The organism is Pseudomonas viridiflava (assembly GCF_003702045.1).
GTDB lineage: Bacteria > Pseudomonadota > Gammaproteobacteria > Pseudomonadales > Pseudomonadaceae > Aquipseudomonas > Aquipseudomonas viridiflava_C.
In genome coordinates, this window is the sequence record NZ_RBTP01000015.1 from 146,365 (window position 1) to 161,379 (window position 15,015).

Here is a 15,015-nt window from a genome sequence, read left to right on the forward strand (position 1 = left end):
GGTGCTTCACGCTTTGACCAGGGGTGCAACAGACAGTGATCCTGCATGGCTGGCGTACCAGTCGCCTCTTCACCTGCCTTGGGTGTGAAATCAATTATTACTGTATCTTTATACAGTGTTCTGCGTGAGCCAATCAACCCCCACCTGATTAGTGGCGTTTAAGCATCTCTTTTGCATCACGCATGTGCCTTGCGACAACCGGTCGCGCTCTCAACCATAGCCTATGGCCCTGTTCCTGCTTTAAAAGGCATGTCGCACACCGCGTCACACGCACACAGCATCATTCGATCCAGTCCGGATCGTGATCAATGAAGGTTCAGAGGTAAAGCGTCATGGGAAACAAATGGGCAGCAAAAATGCGCCACCGCGTGCATACACAGGCCGAATCACTGGGCAATCTGTGCGTGGAGAGCTTTCACTTCCTGGCGCTGTTCGCCATCGGTGCCATCACGGCATGGGCGTCGGTGGTTGCATTTCTGGGGATGGTTGAGAAGGGCAATGTCACGGTCGATGACATTCTGCTGCTGTTCATCTATCTCGAACTGGGGGCGATGACGGGGATTTATTTCAAGACCAACCACATGCCGGTGCGCTTTTTGATCTACGTGGCGATCACGGCCTTGACCCGACTGCTCATCTCGGACGTGTCCCACCACAATCCGCCGGATATCGGCATCATCTACCTGTGCGGCGGCATTCTGCTGCTGGCGTTTGCGATTCTGGTCGTACGCTATGCGTCGTACAAATACCCGTCAGCCAAGATTCCCGACTCATCCAGTTCTGTGAAAGGCGCGGTGACGGAGGAGAAGGGCGAAATCTGAAATTCGAAAATGATCGTCCCCACGCTTCTGCGTGATAACGCCGTCCAGGACGCTCCGCTTCCGCTCTCAAGTGTGACGCGGAGCCTTCCGGGCGGCATGCCAACGCATAGCGTTGGCACGACCCTGTTCCGATAGGTGTGGCGTTCAGAGTCAGATCTGCCAGTGATCAGTTGACCCACATCCCGGCATGCCAGTGCCAGCCATCACCCGCGCTTTCCCAATGCGGATGCACGTAGCGATAGCCAGGCCGTTCCGCTACCCAATGGCCGTGAACCGGCACATAACGCCCGTCGCTCCAGTGCCAGTAGCCACGCGACCAGACATAGCCTGAACGAGGCGCAGGCTCCACCTCGATCACCCGTTCGGGCGGTGGTTGAGGTGCGATGACTTCAACATATTCATGGGGCGGCGGTCGTCTTTCATGAACGATTCGCTCTTCAACGCAGCCCGATGCCACTACCAGTGTCGCAATCAATATCCCGTAACGTAAGAACATATTGCCTCCTCGGAATGCTCCGCAGGTGAGGTGCAGCCGTGGCCAGTGCCAGAGCTGCTTGAATGTCAGTGCGCAGGATATTTGTAACAGTCTGAGTCTGTACTTTGGCTGAACCTGCTGTAGGACGCCCAAGGCGAAAAGAAACCAAGCGTGTGGCCTATGTCCCACGACCTTTGCTCCAGATGCCGATGAAACGTTGATCGGCGATGCCTGTTTCTGGTGTTTTTTGCTGTAGTCCGGTCATCCTCTGGCCGTGTTTAGTGCCGTGAGGCGTTCTCTCCCCCTCCTGATTATTCTGCCGCAGTCGCACCCTAAAACCGTGAGGCAGGCCGCGAACACCCTCTGTTCACCGTGAGGATGTGTCCAGTAGGCTTCGGCCCTCAATTATCCAAAAGGCAGGGAGCCGATATGTCATTTGATGCATTCATGAAGGTGGACGGGGTCGAGGGTGAATCGTTGGACGCTGACCACAAAGGATGGGTTGAGTTGTTGTCCTACCATTACGACGCCATTCAGTCGATCAGCCAGACCGCGAGTTCAAGCGGTGGCGCATCGGCTGGCGGCGTCAGCCTGGGTGACTTCCAGATCAGCAAATATGTTGATCGAGCCACGCCCAAACTTTTCGAACTCTGCTGTCGCGGGTCGCATTTGAAAACGGTCACTGTGCGCATTCATCGGGCAGGTGCCGAGAAATTCAAATACATGGACATCGTGCTCGAAGAAGTGCTGATCGCGACCGTGAGCGGACAGGGCGCCGAGCAGGGCGGTTTTCCAGTGGAAGTCATCACGCTGAACTATGGCCGGATCAAGTTCGAATATTCCCAGCAGCGGCGAGCAGACGGTGGCAGCTCGGGAATAGTCTCCGGAGGCTGGGACCGAATCGCCAATAAGCCATTCGCATAAGGGCGCTCTCATGCAAGACGACGGAGAGTTCCGTGTAGCGTTGAGCTTCGCGCAAATGGCAGCCATTCTGACCCAGGAGTCGTTATCGCCAGCCGAGATAATGTCCAATCGAATATTCGGCAGCTTTCGACTGGTCGGCGGCATTGTCGAATTGGCAGGTTCCGGTGTGCTGTGCGCTGTCCCCGAACCTACGATGATCAGCAAGCTGGGTTGCGTGGCGATGGGCGTGCATGCGTCTGATCAGCTCTCGGCAGGCATGACACAGCTGGTGACGGGCAGGGAAACGGATTCGTTTTCGTTCAAGGCTGGCGCATCGGTTGCGCAATCGCTTGGCGCGTCACACGCAACCGGGCAGGTCATTGGTCTGGCGACCGAGTTTGCGGTGCCGTTGTCGACGGCTTCGATGTATAACGCGTTTAGAGTGTCTTCGGTGCATGCAGGCCGAATGACGGTGGTGACGAGTGAGAAGCCGTTGCATGCGCCTAAAAAATCAGGCGGTGGCCATACGATTTTTAAACATGTGGGTAAAACGATTGAGTACTTGGTATCACGATTCGCCTCAAAGAAGGTCAATGTGTCGTCTACGTTTTACGATCTTGAAACGGCTGAGTGGGCAGTGAGTCAAGCGCTTAGAAGAAATCGCCTCAAGATTTTACTGCAATCAAAGGCTAGGCTTCTGCTTAAGGATAAGCGATATGAGTTTTCTACGGTTTTAGAAAAGCCGGTGGGCTGGGGTATAACAGGGGCTAATCCTGATAAGCCTATCCGTATGGCTAAAATCACGATTGTCATAAAATTTGCTGAGTATAATCATATGCCTTATTTTATAGTAAGCGCTTTTCCGTCAATTTAAGGTGTCGAAAATGGCTTATGGATTAATGCTGGATTTTCTATTCGATGTCGGTGATGGGGTTGGCGAGTTTTTACATGATGAAGAAAAGTTGGTATTCAGACCCCTTGGGTTGGACGCGATTGTTAAGGAGTATGTTGCTGAGCGTAATATGCTGAACGCCTTTTTCCTCAAAAGGCAGATAAAAAGTTACATAAGTAATCATATGACCCCACAAGGGCTTGAGTATGTAGATCCTCCCTTTAATCAGGATACGTCTTTCGTTGAAGATTATTTTGAAGAGGATCTACATGAGTTTCTGAAGAAAGTTATGTGTTTGCTAGATAGGGAAATGGAGGACTGGAGACGTAAAGTCTTGTCGAGGCTGACTGGACGATAATGTCAGCTTGCGTCGATACGGCTCCCGTGTAACTTTCAGTGGTCTAGCCGTCGTGTGGAGGTGAGGTATCCGTACATTTCCAGCTTTATGTTTTTTGGGGTGACAGGGTGGGTGAGCTTCTTCGTGACGAAGAACATGAAGTTTTCCGACCGATGTTGCTGTCTGAAGTATTGAGGGAATATGCGGGTGAGGGGTTTCAAGCACAATGCATTGCACTTATTTTAAGCGGGAAATCGAATGCTGTATTCGTAGCCATATGGCATTCGTAGGCTTGGAGTATGCAGATCCACCCTTTGGTCAAGACACGTCTTTTGTCGAGGATTATTTCGACGGTAACAACAGTGTCTGCTCTTCTTGACGAGAGCGTCAGAACGCATAGGCGCAGAATCTTCTCACTGCTGCTCGGCAAAAACTGGCGGTCATAAATTATTATTTTGAACGTTTTGTCTGAGCTGTTCAGAAGAGAGCGTTGAGCCATAAGAGTATATAGGTCATGGAAGAGAATCTCGAAGACAGTATCGTTCGCATGGTGAGTACTTTTCACGATTTGGAAGCAGCGGAGTGGGCGGTCAGACAACTGCTTGACCGCAATCATACCAAGATAGTGTTGTATTCAAAGTTCAGGGAATGGTTTAAGGGGGTGAAAAACAGGCAATTCGAAGCGTCGCTCGATCGCTCCATTGGATGGGGCATCTATCATGACGCACAAGACGATGTTGTGCAGATGTCTACCGTCAGGGTAGTGATTCAGTTTGTTGAGTATAATCATATGCCGTACTATATTTTAACGTCGTTCCCTTCTTACGGGGTGGGTGCGATGAAGTACAGTGCATTGACGGATTTTCTTTATGATGCCGGTTCGGGGGTGGGAGCATTTCTAAGCGATGAGGGAAAAGAAGATTACACGCCAATGAGGCTGGATGAAATAGTCAGTGCATACCTGGATGAGCGAAATTTCCTTGCTTCTTATTTCCTTGGTAAAGATATCAAGAAATACATTAGCACTTATATGACACCCCAAGGATTGGACTATGCAGATCCACCGTTCGATCAGGATACCTCTTTTCCTGAAGAGTACTTTGAAGGCGACCTGTATAGCTTCCTGACCAACGTGCTTGAGCTGCTCGACAAAGAAAAGAGTCGCCGGTGGCGCAGGTTTTTCAGGCGGTCATGATGGTCGTATACCTGATGCGTTCCCGGTTAGTCAGCTGGCACGCCTCAAATCAGAAGGGCATCACAAGGATGCCATCCCATCAGATCCCCGCCGCAAGATTCGGCCGCTTTCGCTGCCACTCGTCATTGGAAGGCGCGCTTGGCTGTCGAAGGGCAGCGCCATCTGTCATGGCGGCAAGGACCTTGATTGCGCTGTCGCCACGCTCGATGGCGATGCCGAACTGCACGCTTTCTATTAGGCGCCGCAGGCGTTCCGGGTCGTTACGTTGAGCGGCGCTGATCAGGCGCTTGGCGACGACGCCACGTTCGTTGGAGAGCGTCAGCATGATGCTGCCGTCCAGTCCTTGAATGCTCAGATTCACCCGATAGTCCGGATGGAAAGTGTCCGTGATCATCTGAAAAGGATTGTCCATATCATTTACCTGCTCAATGGTTCTGCATAAGTTGACCGGGTGTAAGTCCTTTTGGTTCTCAGCGGCCGATCAGTGGCTTGGCCGTGGTTTGGGTGTCGCCATCAGTGCATTGCACGGTTCGGGCCATTTTCGGGAGTCGACGGATCGGGCAGGCAGGATCTGTAACCGCCAGCAGCGTATTTCGCGGGAGATTGGCGCACTATCAGGTTGCCCAAAGGCGATGATTAATAGCGCGTGATTGAAGGCTTCAGGGCTGTCTCACGTGCTGATCGGCGCTGTCAGAAGGACGATTTTTAAAAGCCGGTTCGATGGATTGTCAGACATTCGGACGCTTTTCTTTTTCGGACAAGCATTCGCGTTTACGGGATGGAAACCTCGTTTGGAGGTGTTCCGAAAAGTACGGCAGTGGCCGCTCTGGACTGCGGCTGGAAGAGGGTAGAGCGCCCGCCGTGCGAGTCATCGTCCACTGCTCGGAGGCAGGCATCAGCGGCGACCGTGTTCGCTCGCGTAAGAGGCTGGAATGGCCCTCGGTATCGGTTTGTCACTGGATGTTAAATTCGATGGACGGCACCGAGACGTCGCGCTGGCGCAAGGCGAGCTGTGTTGCGGGTGATACAAAGCTGTGCGTCGAGCGTTTGTGGTGCGCACCGATCAGTCGCAGGGTGCAGCCTTTTTCAGCGCCTTTGACTGAGTCGAGCCGGGTATCACGAAAAAGGGCGAACCCTTGCGGGTTCGCCCTTCTTGTCTATTCGTGAAACCTGTTCATGCAGCGAGTGGGAATCAACCCAAACGAGCGGCTTCTTTCTCCTGCTCTTTTTCCAGGAATTCCTCTTCGAGCAATGCGTCCGGGCTCACCGAATCTTCATCCTGCTCGGTCAGGATCGGCGCCGCGCCGCGTTTGCCGCGCAGCTTGCCAAACAAATGCTCAAGGGCGTGATCGAGTTTTACCGCCGCGCCATCCACCGCCTGATCTACCGTATCGGCCTTGTGGGAAACAGAAATAGGTTGGTGTCCTTTTGGCCGGGCTTCCATCTGGCATTTGATGTCATGCGGGCCTGGCTTGTCGCCGTTTTCATCGCGGATATGGACTTCAACGCGAGTCAGGTATTCGTCGTAATGTTCGAGCGTGCTTTCAACGGTGGTACGAACCCACTCCTCCAGTCGGATACTGCTTTCGATGTGATTATCGCTATTGACCTGGATTTGCATAGTTAATCCTTATTAGGGCTTGCTCGTGTGAGCCTGGACTGCGCGATGACTCGCGGTTTCGTTTGCGCTCATTCACAGTGTTGGCGGCAATGACCCGACAATTCAAGCCCAATGTGGAAGAAATATTTCGCAGTAGAAAAAAACAGGAAGTGTTTGAACGAAAATTTCCTGTCTTGGCGGGCATTCTTTCCTACGGGTATGTCTGTGAAACGACGAAGCCCCGTCGCACAACAACTCCGCTCCCACGAGGTGAGGCATGCAGAATTGGACGCGGAGCGTCTGAAGAGGCGTTCCCACGGAAGCATGGGAACGATCAGTCAGCGATCAATCAGGTCAGGAAAATTGCATCAAAACGCAACCGAGGTTTGAACGTACAGCGTACGGGGCTCGCCCACGTATTTGCCGCGGTTGTTGTCGTCGAACGAGCGGGTGTAGTACTGGCGGTTGAAGAGGTTCTTCACGCCGACCGCCACGTTCAGGTCGGACAGCTGCGGGCCGAAGTCATAACCGGCGCGGGTGCTGAACAGCATGTAGCCGGGGATGCGCCCGGTGCTGCCGTCGGCGCTTTCGGCCGAGGTGTTGGCGTTGTCGGCGAACTGGTCGCTCTGGAAAGAACTGTCCAGGTTCAGCTTCCACGGCCCTTCGGTGTAGCTCACGCCCATCGTGCCTTTGTGTTTCGAGGAGAACGGTACGCGGTTGCCCTTGTTCGGACCGTCTTCACGAATGGTGGCATCGACGAAGGCGTAGGTCGCGTATACGTCATAACCTGCCAGCGCCGGGTTCAGGCCTTCCAGCGCGTAATTGATGCTGGTTTCGATACCTTGATGGCGCGTTTCACCCCGAGCGATCACGGTGTCGTTGGTCTGGTTGCTGTCGTACTGGTTGTCGAAGTTAATCAGGAACGCCCCGATCTCGGCACGCAGGTTGCCGTTGTCGTAGCGCGTGCCCAGCTCCCAGGTCCGTGCCTTCTCCGGCTTCACTTCGCCGCCGGTTACGCGGTTGGGCATCTGGCTGTATTGCACGCTGCCGAACGAACCTTCGGTGTTGGCGTACAGGTTCCAGGTGTCGGTCAGGTGGTAAAGCACATTCAGTGCGGGCAGCGCGGTGTTGTAGTCGCCCTGGTATTTGACGTTGGTCAGGTTGTTGTTCTGTGCGGTGTCGATCATTTCGTAGCGAATGCCGGGTGTGATGGTCCACTTGCCGATGTCGATACGGTCGTCGATATAGAACGCATGGGCTTCGGTGGAGCCCCTAGTGTCACGGTCGTTGCGGCTGGCGGTGGTCGGCAGTTGGCTGGTCACGGGTTCACGGTAGCGAAGTTCATGGCCCGCCTCGTTCACGTAGCGATAGCCGACGCCCACTTCGTGCCAGGTTTCGCCCAGCGCAAAGCCTTGAGAGAAGCGAGTTTCCAGACCGCGCACCCAGTATTCGCGGGGCGACAGGGACACAAAGCTGCCCTGGTCCAGATAACCGCTGCGCAAGGTCTTGGTGAAGAACGTATTGGCGGTGAAGACGCGGGCGTCCTGTTCGTAGCGATAGCCGAAGTTGACCAGGGTGCGGCGGCCCCAGAACTTGTCCTTGAGGCGCGTTGACTGGTACGGATCGGCATCGTAGTCAGCGACGCTCAAGCCACCCGGCATCTCGGCTTCGCCGTCGTAATACTGGGCCATCGCGTTGAGGCTGTTGGCCTCGTCGATCTGGTACTTACCTTTTAGGATCAGGTCGTCAATCTGCGTGTCGCTGTGTTCACGCCAGTCGCCGCCGCGCACGCCTGAATACAGAAGCGCGCCGCCCAAGCCGTTATCGTTGGTGCCGCCCGCCAGCAGGTTGCCGGTGGTCTTGAAGCCGTCATGGCTGGAAGACGGGCTGGTTTCGGTCTGGATGCCACCTTTGAGCGTTGGCTCGTCGGGGATGGCGCGGGTCACGAAGTTGACGATGCCGCCGACGTTCTGCGGGCCGTAGCGCACTGCGCCACCGCCGCGTACCACGTCCACGGCGTCCATGTTGCCCATGCTGATGGGCGCGAACGACAGCTGTGGTTGGCCATAAGGTGCGAAGGGCACCGGGATGCCGTCCATCAACACGGTGGAGCGCGAGGCCAGACGCGGGTTCAGGCCGCGAATGCCGAAGTTCAGCGCCATGTCATGGCTGCCGGTGCCGTTGTTGTCCGGTGCGTTAACGCCGGGGATGCGGTTAAGCACGTCGCGAGCAGAGGTCGCGCCGACACGCTCGAATTCTTCGCGACGAATGACGTCACGGGCGCCGGGATGTTCAAAGACATTGGTCTGTTGCGCCTCACCCAGCCAGTCGCCGACCACCGTTGAAACACCCAGCTCGATGGGCGCGCCCGCGACACTGGCCGATTGCACGGTGAAACCGTTGTTGCCATCGGCCACGGCTTGCAAGCCGGTGCCTTCGAGCAACGCGTTCAGGCCTTGCTCGGGCGTGTACTGGCCTTCAAGACCGCGGCTTTTCAGGCCGCTGGTGATCTGGGAGCCGTAGGAGATCAGCACGCCGGCTTCCCGACCAAACTGGTTCAACGCGGTTTCCAGTTCGCTCGGCGCGATGTGGTAAACCTTGGGCACCACGTCAGCGGCCTGCGCCATAGACAGGCTACCCACTGAAAGGCTGGCGCCGAAAATGACATGGCGCAGCGTGCGCACCAGCGGAGAAAGTTGGGTAGGGCGGGCTGACATGCAGGAGTCCTTTGACCGGAAGATTGAAGTGCTTTCCCTGTCTGTCACGCGAGTGGCTGGAAACGGCTCAAGTAATATGAAACATTTTTTTGTGGCGTTATTACACCGATACACAGGTGCGAGCATCGGGACGCGGAGCGTCCTGAAAGGCGTTACCACGCGGAGCGTGAGGAGGGATCAGTGCGTGCATGCAATCCGGGATTCAAACCCGTGCCTGCACGTTCACCCAATACCGGGTAAAGCGCTGCACATGCACGGGAAGGGCGATTTCCAGCATGTCGAGGATGCGTTCGCTGTCGGCCAACGGGTAACTGCCGGAGATGAGCAGGTTGGCGACTTTCGCATCACAGTTGAGGCGGCCGCGGCGATAACGCCCCAGCTCACCGAGAAAATCAGCCAGCTTCATGCGTGACGTCACCAGCATACCGTCGGCCCAGGCGCCGCTGCTGGCGTCCACAGCTCGGACGCTGTCCCAGGCGCTGCGGCTGAAGGTCACCTGCTGCTGTGCCTGCAAGGTCAGCCCCGAACCTGCGCGATCACCGGGTGCCAGTTCGACTTCTCCAGCGAAGACGGCCAGTTGCGTGCGCCCATTGAGCTGGCGCAGGTTGAAACGACTCGTACCGGTCGCCGCCCGCACTCTGCCTTCGGCCGTCAGCAGGTTCAGCGGGCGGCTATCCGCCGAGGCGGTCATCATAATTTCCCCGGACAACAGCTGAATCAGCCGCTGCTGCGCATCGAACTTCACGTCCACCGCACTCGCGGTATTCAACTGAACCTGGCTGCCGTCACTCAAGGCCACTTTGCGCTGTTCGCCCACACCGCTGTTGTAGTCGGCCAGCAAGGGCTGCAATGCAATCTGCTCACGCAGGCTCCAGCCAACGGCCGAGCCTGCCCCCAACAGCAGCAACAATTTAAGGGCATGGCGTCTCCCGCCGGATTTGGGCGCCCCCAGCGCGGCGTGTGCCAGCGGCGAGGAAAGGCCGCTCAAGCGCTGATTGACCCGCTGAATGTGCGCCCACGCCCGTTGATGCTCGGCGTTGCCGTTGAGCCAGAGCTGCCAGGCCTTTTGACGGGCGGCACTCAGCGAGCCTTCCTGCATTTCCAGCAGCCAGCCGACGGCCTGTTGCGCGACCGCAGGCGAAATGTCGGATTTGTTCAGGGATTCGGTGTTCAGGCTCATAGAGCGAAGTAGCAGCGTAGCGCGGCCTTGTTGAGGTGACGCTTGACCGTTGCGATGGAGATCCCCAAGGCCTCAGCAATTTCACCATGACGCATGCCGTCAACCTGCGACATCAGAAAGGCGCGCTTCACGGGGTCGGGCAGACCGTCGAGCAGTTGATCAAGCTCCACCAGCGTTTCAAGGATGATTGCGCGCTGTTCTTCCGAGGGCGCCACGTTCTCCGGCAGTTCGGCGAGCGCCTGAGCGTAAGCGCTTTCGAGGTCTTGACGCCGGTAGTGATTGCACAGCACGCGTCGGGCGATGGTGGTCAGAAATGCACGTGGCTCAACGATTTGCTGAGTGTCGCGCGCGCCCAGCACTTTGATGAAGGTGTCCTGCGCCAGATCGGCAGCACTGTGAGGACAGCCGAGCCTGCGCCGCAGCCAGCCGGTCAGCCAGGCGTTATGCGCCCGGAACAGGCCATCGACAGTGTGAATGAGAGCAGGGTGGGCGCTGTGCATCACGAAAGCAATCCAGAGGATTCATGGGTGGCGTGGATTCTGTCAGACTCTTTTGCGTATGAGAATATTTATCATTAATATTGCGCTTCATTCGTCGGTTTGAGGACGAATCAAGACGTTGCTGGCGTCATGACCAGCTTCCCGCCGTTTAATGCACCGAACGAAGACGCTCCAATGGATGGCTCCTCTGCCGCACCCACTCTCATGGTCAAGAAGCGAACATCCAGGACCAGGGGCGTGACAATCACCTATCGACTGGCCGTGGCCTCACGCGCACTTGCAGCCATCTTTGCCGGGTATCTGCTGGCTTCGATCACCAGCATGTGTATCACTCAATGGCTGCCGATGCCCCGCGCCGAAGCGGTGGTGACCGGCATGATGCTGTCGTTCCTCGTCTATATGGTGGCTGTGCTCTGGTGTTTTGCGTGCCGAACGGCGTTGCAGGCCTGGGTCGGAGTGCTGGTGCCCTGTGCTGTGCTCGGCGCCGCTTACGCGTGCGGCAGGTGGCTGCTATGAAAGAGGGTTTCCGCCAGGCGATGGCCTGGCTCCATACCTGGATCGGGCTGCTATTCGGCTGGCTGTTGTTCGCGATTTTCCTGACCGGGACGCTTTCCTATTTCAAAGATGAGATCACCCAGTGGATGCAGCCGGAGATTCCGGTACGCACGCTCGATGCAAGCGCCAGCGTGAAGATGGCCCAGACCTACCTGCAGGCTCACGCCGCCGGTGCTACGCGCTGGTTCATCAGTCTGCCTGACGAACGCACGCCCGGTCTGTCGGTAGGTTGGCTGCCGGACGGCAAGGCGGGCCAGCGCAACAATTTCGTGCGCAAGCTGCTCGATCCGCAGACCGGCACTGAGGTGCAGGCGCGCGATACCCGAGGCGGCGACTTCTTCTACCGTTTCCACTATCAATTGCAAATGCCGTATCCGTGGGGCCGCTGGCTGGCGACCATTGCGGCGATGGTGATGTTCATTGCGCTGGTCACCGGGATCATCATCCACAAGAAAATCTTCAAGGAGTTCTTCACCTTTCGGCCGCGCAAGGGCCAGCGCTCCTGGCTCGACGGCCACAACGCGCTGGGCGTGCTGGTGCTGCCGTTCCACTTGATGATCACCTACAGCAGTCTGGTGATCTTCATGTCGATGGTCATGCCTGCGAGCATCCTGACGGCCTATGACACCGTACAGGCGTTCTACAGCGAGGTGTTTCCGGCCTCTCGCCCCATCAAGGCCGAAGGCACGCCCGCGCCGTTGGTTGCGTTGGCGCCGTTGGTCAAGACCGCCACCGAGCGCTGGGACAGCGGGCATGTGGGGCGCGTGGTCGTCAACAACCCCGGTGACGCGGCGGCTTCGGTGCTGCTGACTCGCGACGACAAGGGCAGTATCGTCATGGAACGTGGTGGAGCGCTGACGTTCAACGGCGTCAGCGGCGAGTTGCAGAACGAAGTGCCAGAGCGGCCGATGGCGTTGCAGGTGTCTGGCGCGATATATGGGCTGCACGTCGGGCATTTCGCTCAGCCACTGTTGCGCTGGCTGTACTTTAGTTTCGGCGTTGCGGGTACGGCCATGATTGGCACGGGGCTGGTGATGTGGCTGGCCAAGCGTCAGCTCAAGCACGCGAAAAGTGGCGTGCTGCCACTGGAACTGAGGTTGGTGGAAGTGCTGAATATCGCCAGCATGTCCGGCCTGCTGATCGCTGTGGCCGCATTCTTCTGGGCCAACCGCTTGATCCCTGCCGAACTCACCGGGCGGGCCGATTGGGAAGTCAGTGTGTTCTTCAGCGCTTGGGGCGTGTCCGTACTGCATGCGCTGGTGCGTCGCGGTCGCAGTGCCTGGCGAGAGCAGCTTTGGCTGGGGGCGATTCTGTTTACGACCTTACCCCTGCTGGACTTTCTGACCAGTGGCCGCTACCTGCTGGACTCGCTGGCAGCGGGCAGTTGGGTGCTGGCAGCCGTTGACCTGACAGCGCTCGCCACTGGTCTGTTTCTCGGTTGGACGGCGACGAAGTTCAGGTCATCAATCGCCAGCAAGGCACTGCGTCCCGACAGCCTGCCGCTGCAAGCCAGCCCACAGGAGGCCAACTGATGCTGCTTGCGGCGTTGTTGTGCTACCTGGCGTTAGCCGCGTTGTGCTTGTCCATGCCACGCCATTACGGCGAGCTGTGCAAAGGATCGCTCACTGCGCATCGCCGCTTGGTTCTCAAGGTTGTCGGCTGGAGCGCACTGCTCATTTCGCCTTGGCCGGCAGTGGACGCCGATGGGTGGGCCATCGGTCTGGTGCAGTGGTTTGCGGTGTTGATGGCAAGCGCTGTGGTGCTGGTGTCGTTGATACCGTTTCGGCCGCGCTGGGTGTTGGTGCTGGCCGGTTGCGCGGTGCTGTTCAGCCCGCTGGCCGCGCTCAGTCAGTGGGTGTAAACGCGGCAAGGGCCAGACGATATTCGCTGGGGGTCGCGCCCATCGCTTGGCGAAACCGATTACTGAAATGACTGGCGCTGGCAAACCCGCAGGCCAGCGCAACGTCGCCCAGCGGTTTGTCGGTGGAGCGCAGCAAATGACGAGCCCGCTCCAGGCGACGTGCCAGCAGGTATTGGTGAGGCGGCAGTCCGAAGCTTTCGCGAAACATGCGAGCGAAGTGATATTCGGACAGCGCGCACAGGCCTGCCAGTTGTCCCAGGCTCAGTGGGTCTGCCAGGTGCGTCTCAATAAAGTCCACCAGTTGCCGCCTCAAATGTGGCGCCAGGCCGCCCTTCAAGCGCAGGCCTTCGCGCTGCCCGGTCTGGCTCAACAGCGCATGGCCGATCATTTCGTGAGCCAGACTGCTGGTGAGCAGCCGCTCACCCGGCTCTGTCCAGTTCAGGCGGATCAGTTGCTGGAAACGCTGCGTCTGTGCGGGATCGTCGAGAAAGGTGTTTTCCCGCAACTGCATCTCGCGCGGCTCGCGGTCCAGCAGCGTGACGCAACTCAATGCGAACTGCTCCGCACTGAAATACAGATGCGCCAGACGAATCTCCCCGTTCACGATCCATGCCGACTCGTGCCCCGCAGGCAGTATGCAGAGCTTGCCGGGGGAGCCTTTCTGGTCCGGCCGATCGCGCCGGAACGTGCCGGTGCCGTCTTCGATGTAGCACGACAGCGTGTGGTGAGTGGGCGCGTGGTACTCCTGTGAATCATGCCGGTTGTTCCAAAGGGCCGCCATCAACCCGTCGCCCAGCGCGGCGCTCTGCTCAAGGCAGGAATGCGGCGAGCTGTTCAACGCCTGGAAGACTTGAATGGTTTCGATGGATGGCATGGCGGTTCCTCTCTGCCGCTCATCCTACCCGCGAGCGATACGGTTGCCATCAGCGCGACGATCAAATGCGCAAGATTGTGCAAGCGCGAGCGGCGAGGCGCGCAGCAGACTGAAGGCTCATCAAGGAGCCTGTGTCATGAACATTTCGCTTTATCTTCTGACCGTGCTGATCTGGGGCACGACCTGGATTGCGCTCAAGCTCCAGCTGGGCGAGGTCGCCATTGCGGTGTCGATCGTCTATCGCTTCGCACTGGCGGCGCTGGTGCTGTTCGCGATTCTGTTGATTACCCGGCGGCTGCAACCGGTCAATCGTCGTGGGCAGTTGATTTGTCTGGCGCAGGGTGTCTGTCTGTTCTGCGTCAACTTCATGTGTTTTTTGACGGCGAGCCAGTGGATCCCCAGTGGCTTGATCGCCGTCGTGTTCTCGACCGCAACCTTGTGGAATGCCTTGAATGCACGGATCTTTTTCCGGCAAAAAATTGCCAGCAATGTACTGAACGGTGGTGCATTGGGATTGCTGGGGCTGGGCTGCCTGTTCTGGCCTGAACTGTCCGGGCACGGTGCCAGTCACCAGACCCTGATCGGGCTGGGCCTGGCGCTGCTCGGCACGCTCTGTTTTTCGGCGGGCAACATGCTGTCGAGCATGCAGCAGAAAGCCGGTCTGCGCCCGCTGACCACCAATGCCTGGGGCATGTTGTATGGCTCGACGATTCTGGGGGGGTACTGCCTGCTCAGCGGCACGCCGTTCACGTTCGAATGGAATACCCGGTATGTCGGCTCGTTGCTGTATTTGGTCATCCCCGGCTCGGTGATCGGCTTCAACGCCTACCTGACGCTGGTCGGCCGCATGGGGCCGGAGCGAGCGGCGTATTGCACGGTGCTGTTTCCGGTGGTGGCGTTGAACGTGTCGGCGTGGGTCGAAGGTTATCAGTGGACCTCGGCCGCACTGGTCGGGCTGGTGCTGGTGATGGTGGGCAATGTGCTGGTGTTCAGAAAGGTTAAGCCGGTGGTCGTGCCGGTGGGCAGCCCCACCACATCTTCGACGTAGTGGGGCCGCGCTGAAATCTGCTTCTGCCCGCAGGGCGTGGGGGCTTTCGGAGGTTAC

General features: G+C 57.6%; 16 protein-coding genes. 9 read left to right on the forward strand and 7 right to left on the reverse strand.

All coding sequences use genetic code 11. From position 1 onward, the window contains the following. Positions 1-332: 332 nt before the first annotated feature. Complete coding sequence (locus ALP40_RS06980) at positions 333-821, forward strand: phosphate-starvation-inducible protein PsiE (RefSeq protein ID WP_122207569.1); 489 nt, start codon at positions 333-335, stop codon at positions 819-821. A gap of 166 nt (positions 822-987) precedes the next feature. Here ALP40_RS06980 and ALP40_RS06985 read toward each other — a convergent pair whose 3' ends face one another. Then, positions 988-1,317 (reverse strand): YXWGXW repeat-containing protein, encoded by a 330-nt coding sequence (locus tag ALP40_RS06985; protein ID WP_122207570.1) that lies wholly within the window; start codon positions 1,315-1,317, stop codon positions 988-990. A 408-nt stretch (positions 1,318-1,725) separates the two neighbouring features. Between ALP40_RS06985 and ALP40_RS06990 the strand changes: the two genes are divergently transcribed. The 4 genes from ALP40_RS06990 (at position 1,726) to ALP40_RS25515 (ending at position 4,623) form a co-directional block, all read left to right on the forward strand. Next, positions 1,726-2,220, forward strand: coding sequence for a type VI secretion system tube protein Hcp (locus tag ALP40_RS06990; protein ID WP_122207571.1), 495 nt, complete (start codon positions 1,726-1,728; stop codon positions 2,218-2,220). Between the two features lie 10 nt (positions 2,221-2,230). After that, positions 2,231-3,073: an RNase A-like domain-containing protein gene (locus ALP40_RS06995; RefSeq protein WP_122207572.1), complete on the forward strand. Its 843-nt coding sequence runs from the start codon at positions 2,231-2,233 to the stop codon at positions 3,071-3,073. Positions 3,074-3,083: 10 nt separating this feature from the next. Beyond that, a complete protein-coding gene (locus ALP40_RS07000) occupies positions 3,084-3,449 on the forward strand; it encodes a hypothetical protein (protein ID WP_122207573.1) in 366 nt (121 codons plus the stop codon). 493 nt (positions 3,450-3,942) lie between these two features. Beyond that, positions 3,943-4,623: an RNase A-like domain-containing protein gene (locus ALP40_RS25515; protein WP_183136009.1), complete on the forward strand. Its 681-nt coding sequence runs from the start codon at positions 3,943-3,945 to the stop codon at positions 4,621-4,623. A gap of 79 nt (positions 4,624-4,702) precedes the next feature. On the opposite strand, the gene ALP40_RS07010 is transcribed toward ALP40_RS25515, so the two are convergent. The 5 genes from ALP40_RS07010 to ALP40_RS07030 all read right to left on the reverse strand — a co-directional run bounded on the left by ALP40_RS07010 (position 4,703) and on the right by ALP40_RS07030 (position 10,620). Next, complete coding sequence (locus ALP40_RS07010; protein ID WP_122207574.1) at positions 4,703-5,035, reverse strand: DUF3509 domain-containing protein; 333 nt, start codon at positions 5,033-5,035, stop codon at positions 4,703-4,705. A gap of 780 nt (positions 5,036-5,815) precedes the next feature. Beyond that, on the reverse strand, positions 5,816-6,244 hold the full coding sequence (locus tag ALP40_RS07015; RefSeq protein ID WP_122207575.1) for an HPF/RaiA family ribosome-associated protein: 429 nt from the start codon (positions 6,242-6,244) through the stop codon (positions 5,816-5,818). 347 nt (positions 6,245-6,591) lie between these two features. Next, positions 6,592-8,940 carry a TonB-dependent Fe(3+) dicitrate receptor FecA gene (fecA, locus tag ALP40_RS07020; RefSeq protein WP_122207576.1) on the reverse strand — a complete coding sequence of 783 codons (2,349 nt, stop codon included), beginning with the start codon at positions 8,938-8,940 and terminating at the stop codon, positions 6,592-6,594. Positions 8,941-9,142: 202 nt separating this feature from the next. Further along, positions 9,143-10,120 carry a FecR domain-containing protein gene (locus ALP40_RS07025; RefSeq protein ID WP_122207577.1) on the reverse strand — a complete coding sequence of 326 codons (978 nt, stop codon included), beginning with the start codon at positions 10,118-10,120 and terminating at the stop codon, positions 9,143-9,145. Continuing rightward, positions 10,117-10,620: a sigma-70 family RNA polymerase sigma factor gene (locus ALP40_RS07030; protein ID WP_122207578.1), complete on the reverse strand. Its 504-nt coding sequence runs from the start codon at positions 10,618-10,620 to the stop codon at positions 10,117-10,119. Before ALP40_RS07030 ends, ALP40_RS07025 begins: the two co-directional genes overlap by 4 nt. A gap of 174 nt (positions 10,621-10,794) precedes the next feature. On the opposite strand from ALP40_RS07030, the gene ALP40_RS07035 reads away from it, so the two are divergent. Genes ALP40_RS07035 through ALP40_RS07045 form a run of 3 tightly spaced genes read left to right on the forward strand, consistent with a single transcriptional unit; the run spans position 10,795 to position 13,036 of the window. Continuing rightward, positions 10,795-11,136 carry a DUF3649 domain-containing protein gene (locus tag ALP40_RS07035; protein ID WP_122207579.1) on the forward strand — a complete coding sequence of 114 codons (342 nt, stop codon included), beginning with the start codon at positions 10,795-10,797 and terminating at the stop codon, positions 11,134-11,136. A gap of 20 nt (positions 11,137-11,156) precedes the next feature. Continuing rightward, positions 11,157-12,707 (forward strand): PepSY domain-containing protein, encoded by a 1,551-nt coding sequence (locus ALP40_RS07040; protein WP_183136011.1) that lies wholly within the window; start codon positions 11,157-11,159, stop codon positions 12,705-12,707. Further along, a complete protein-coding gene (locus ALP40_RS07045) occupies positions 12,707-13,036 on the forward strand; it encodes a DUF3325 domain-containing protein (protein WP_122207581.1) in 330 nt (109 codons plus the stop codon). The genes ALP40_RS07040 and ALP40_RS07045 overlap by 1 nt, the downstream gene beginning before the upstream one ends. Here the strand turns inward: ALP40_RS07045 and ALP40_RS07050 are convergent. Continuing rightward, complete coding sequence (locus ALP40_RS07050; RefSeq protein WP_122207582.1) at positions 13,020-13,910, reverse strand: AraC family transcriptional regulator; 891 nt, start codon at positions 13,908-13,910, stop codon at positions 13,020-13,022. The two genes, ALP40_RS07045 and ALP40_RS07050, sit on opposite strands and share 17 nt — an antisense overlap. A gap of 136 nt (positions 13,911-14,046) precedes the next feature. On the opposite strand from ALP40_RS07050, the gene ALP40_RS07055 reads away from it, so the two are divergent. After that, positions 14,047-14,958: a DMT family transporter gene (locus tag ALP40_RS07055; protein WP_122207583.1), complete on the forward strand. Its 912-nt coding sequence runs from the start codon at positions 14,047-14,049 to the stop codon at positions 14,956-14,958. The last annotated feature ends 57 nt before the right edge of the window (positions 14,959-15,015 follow it).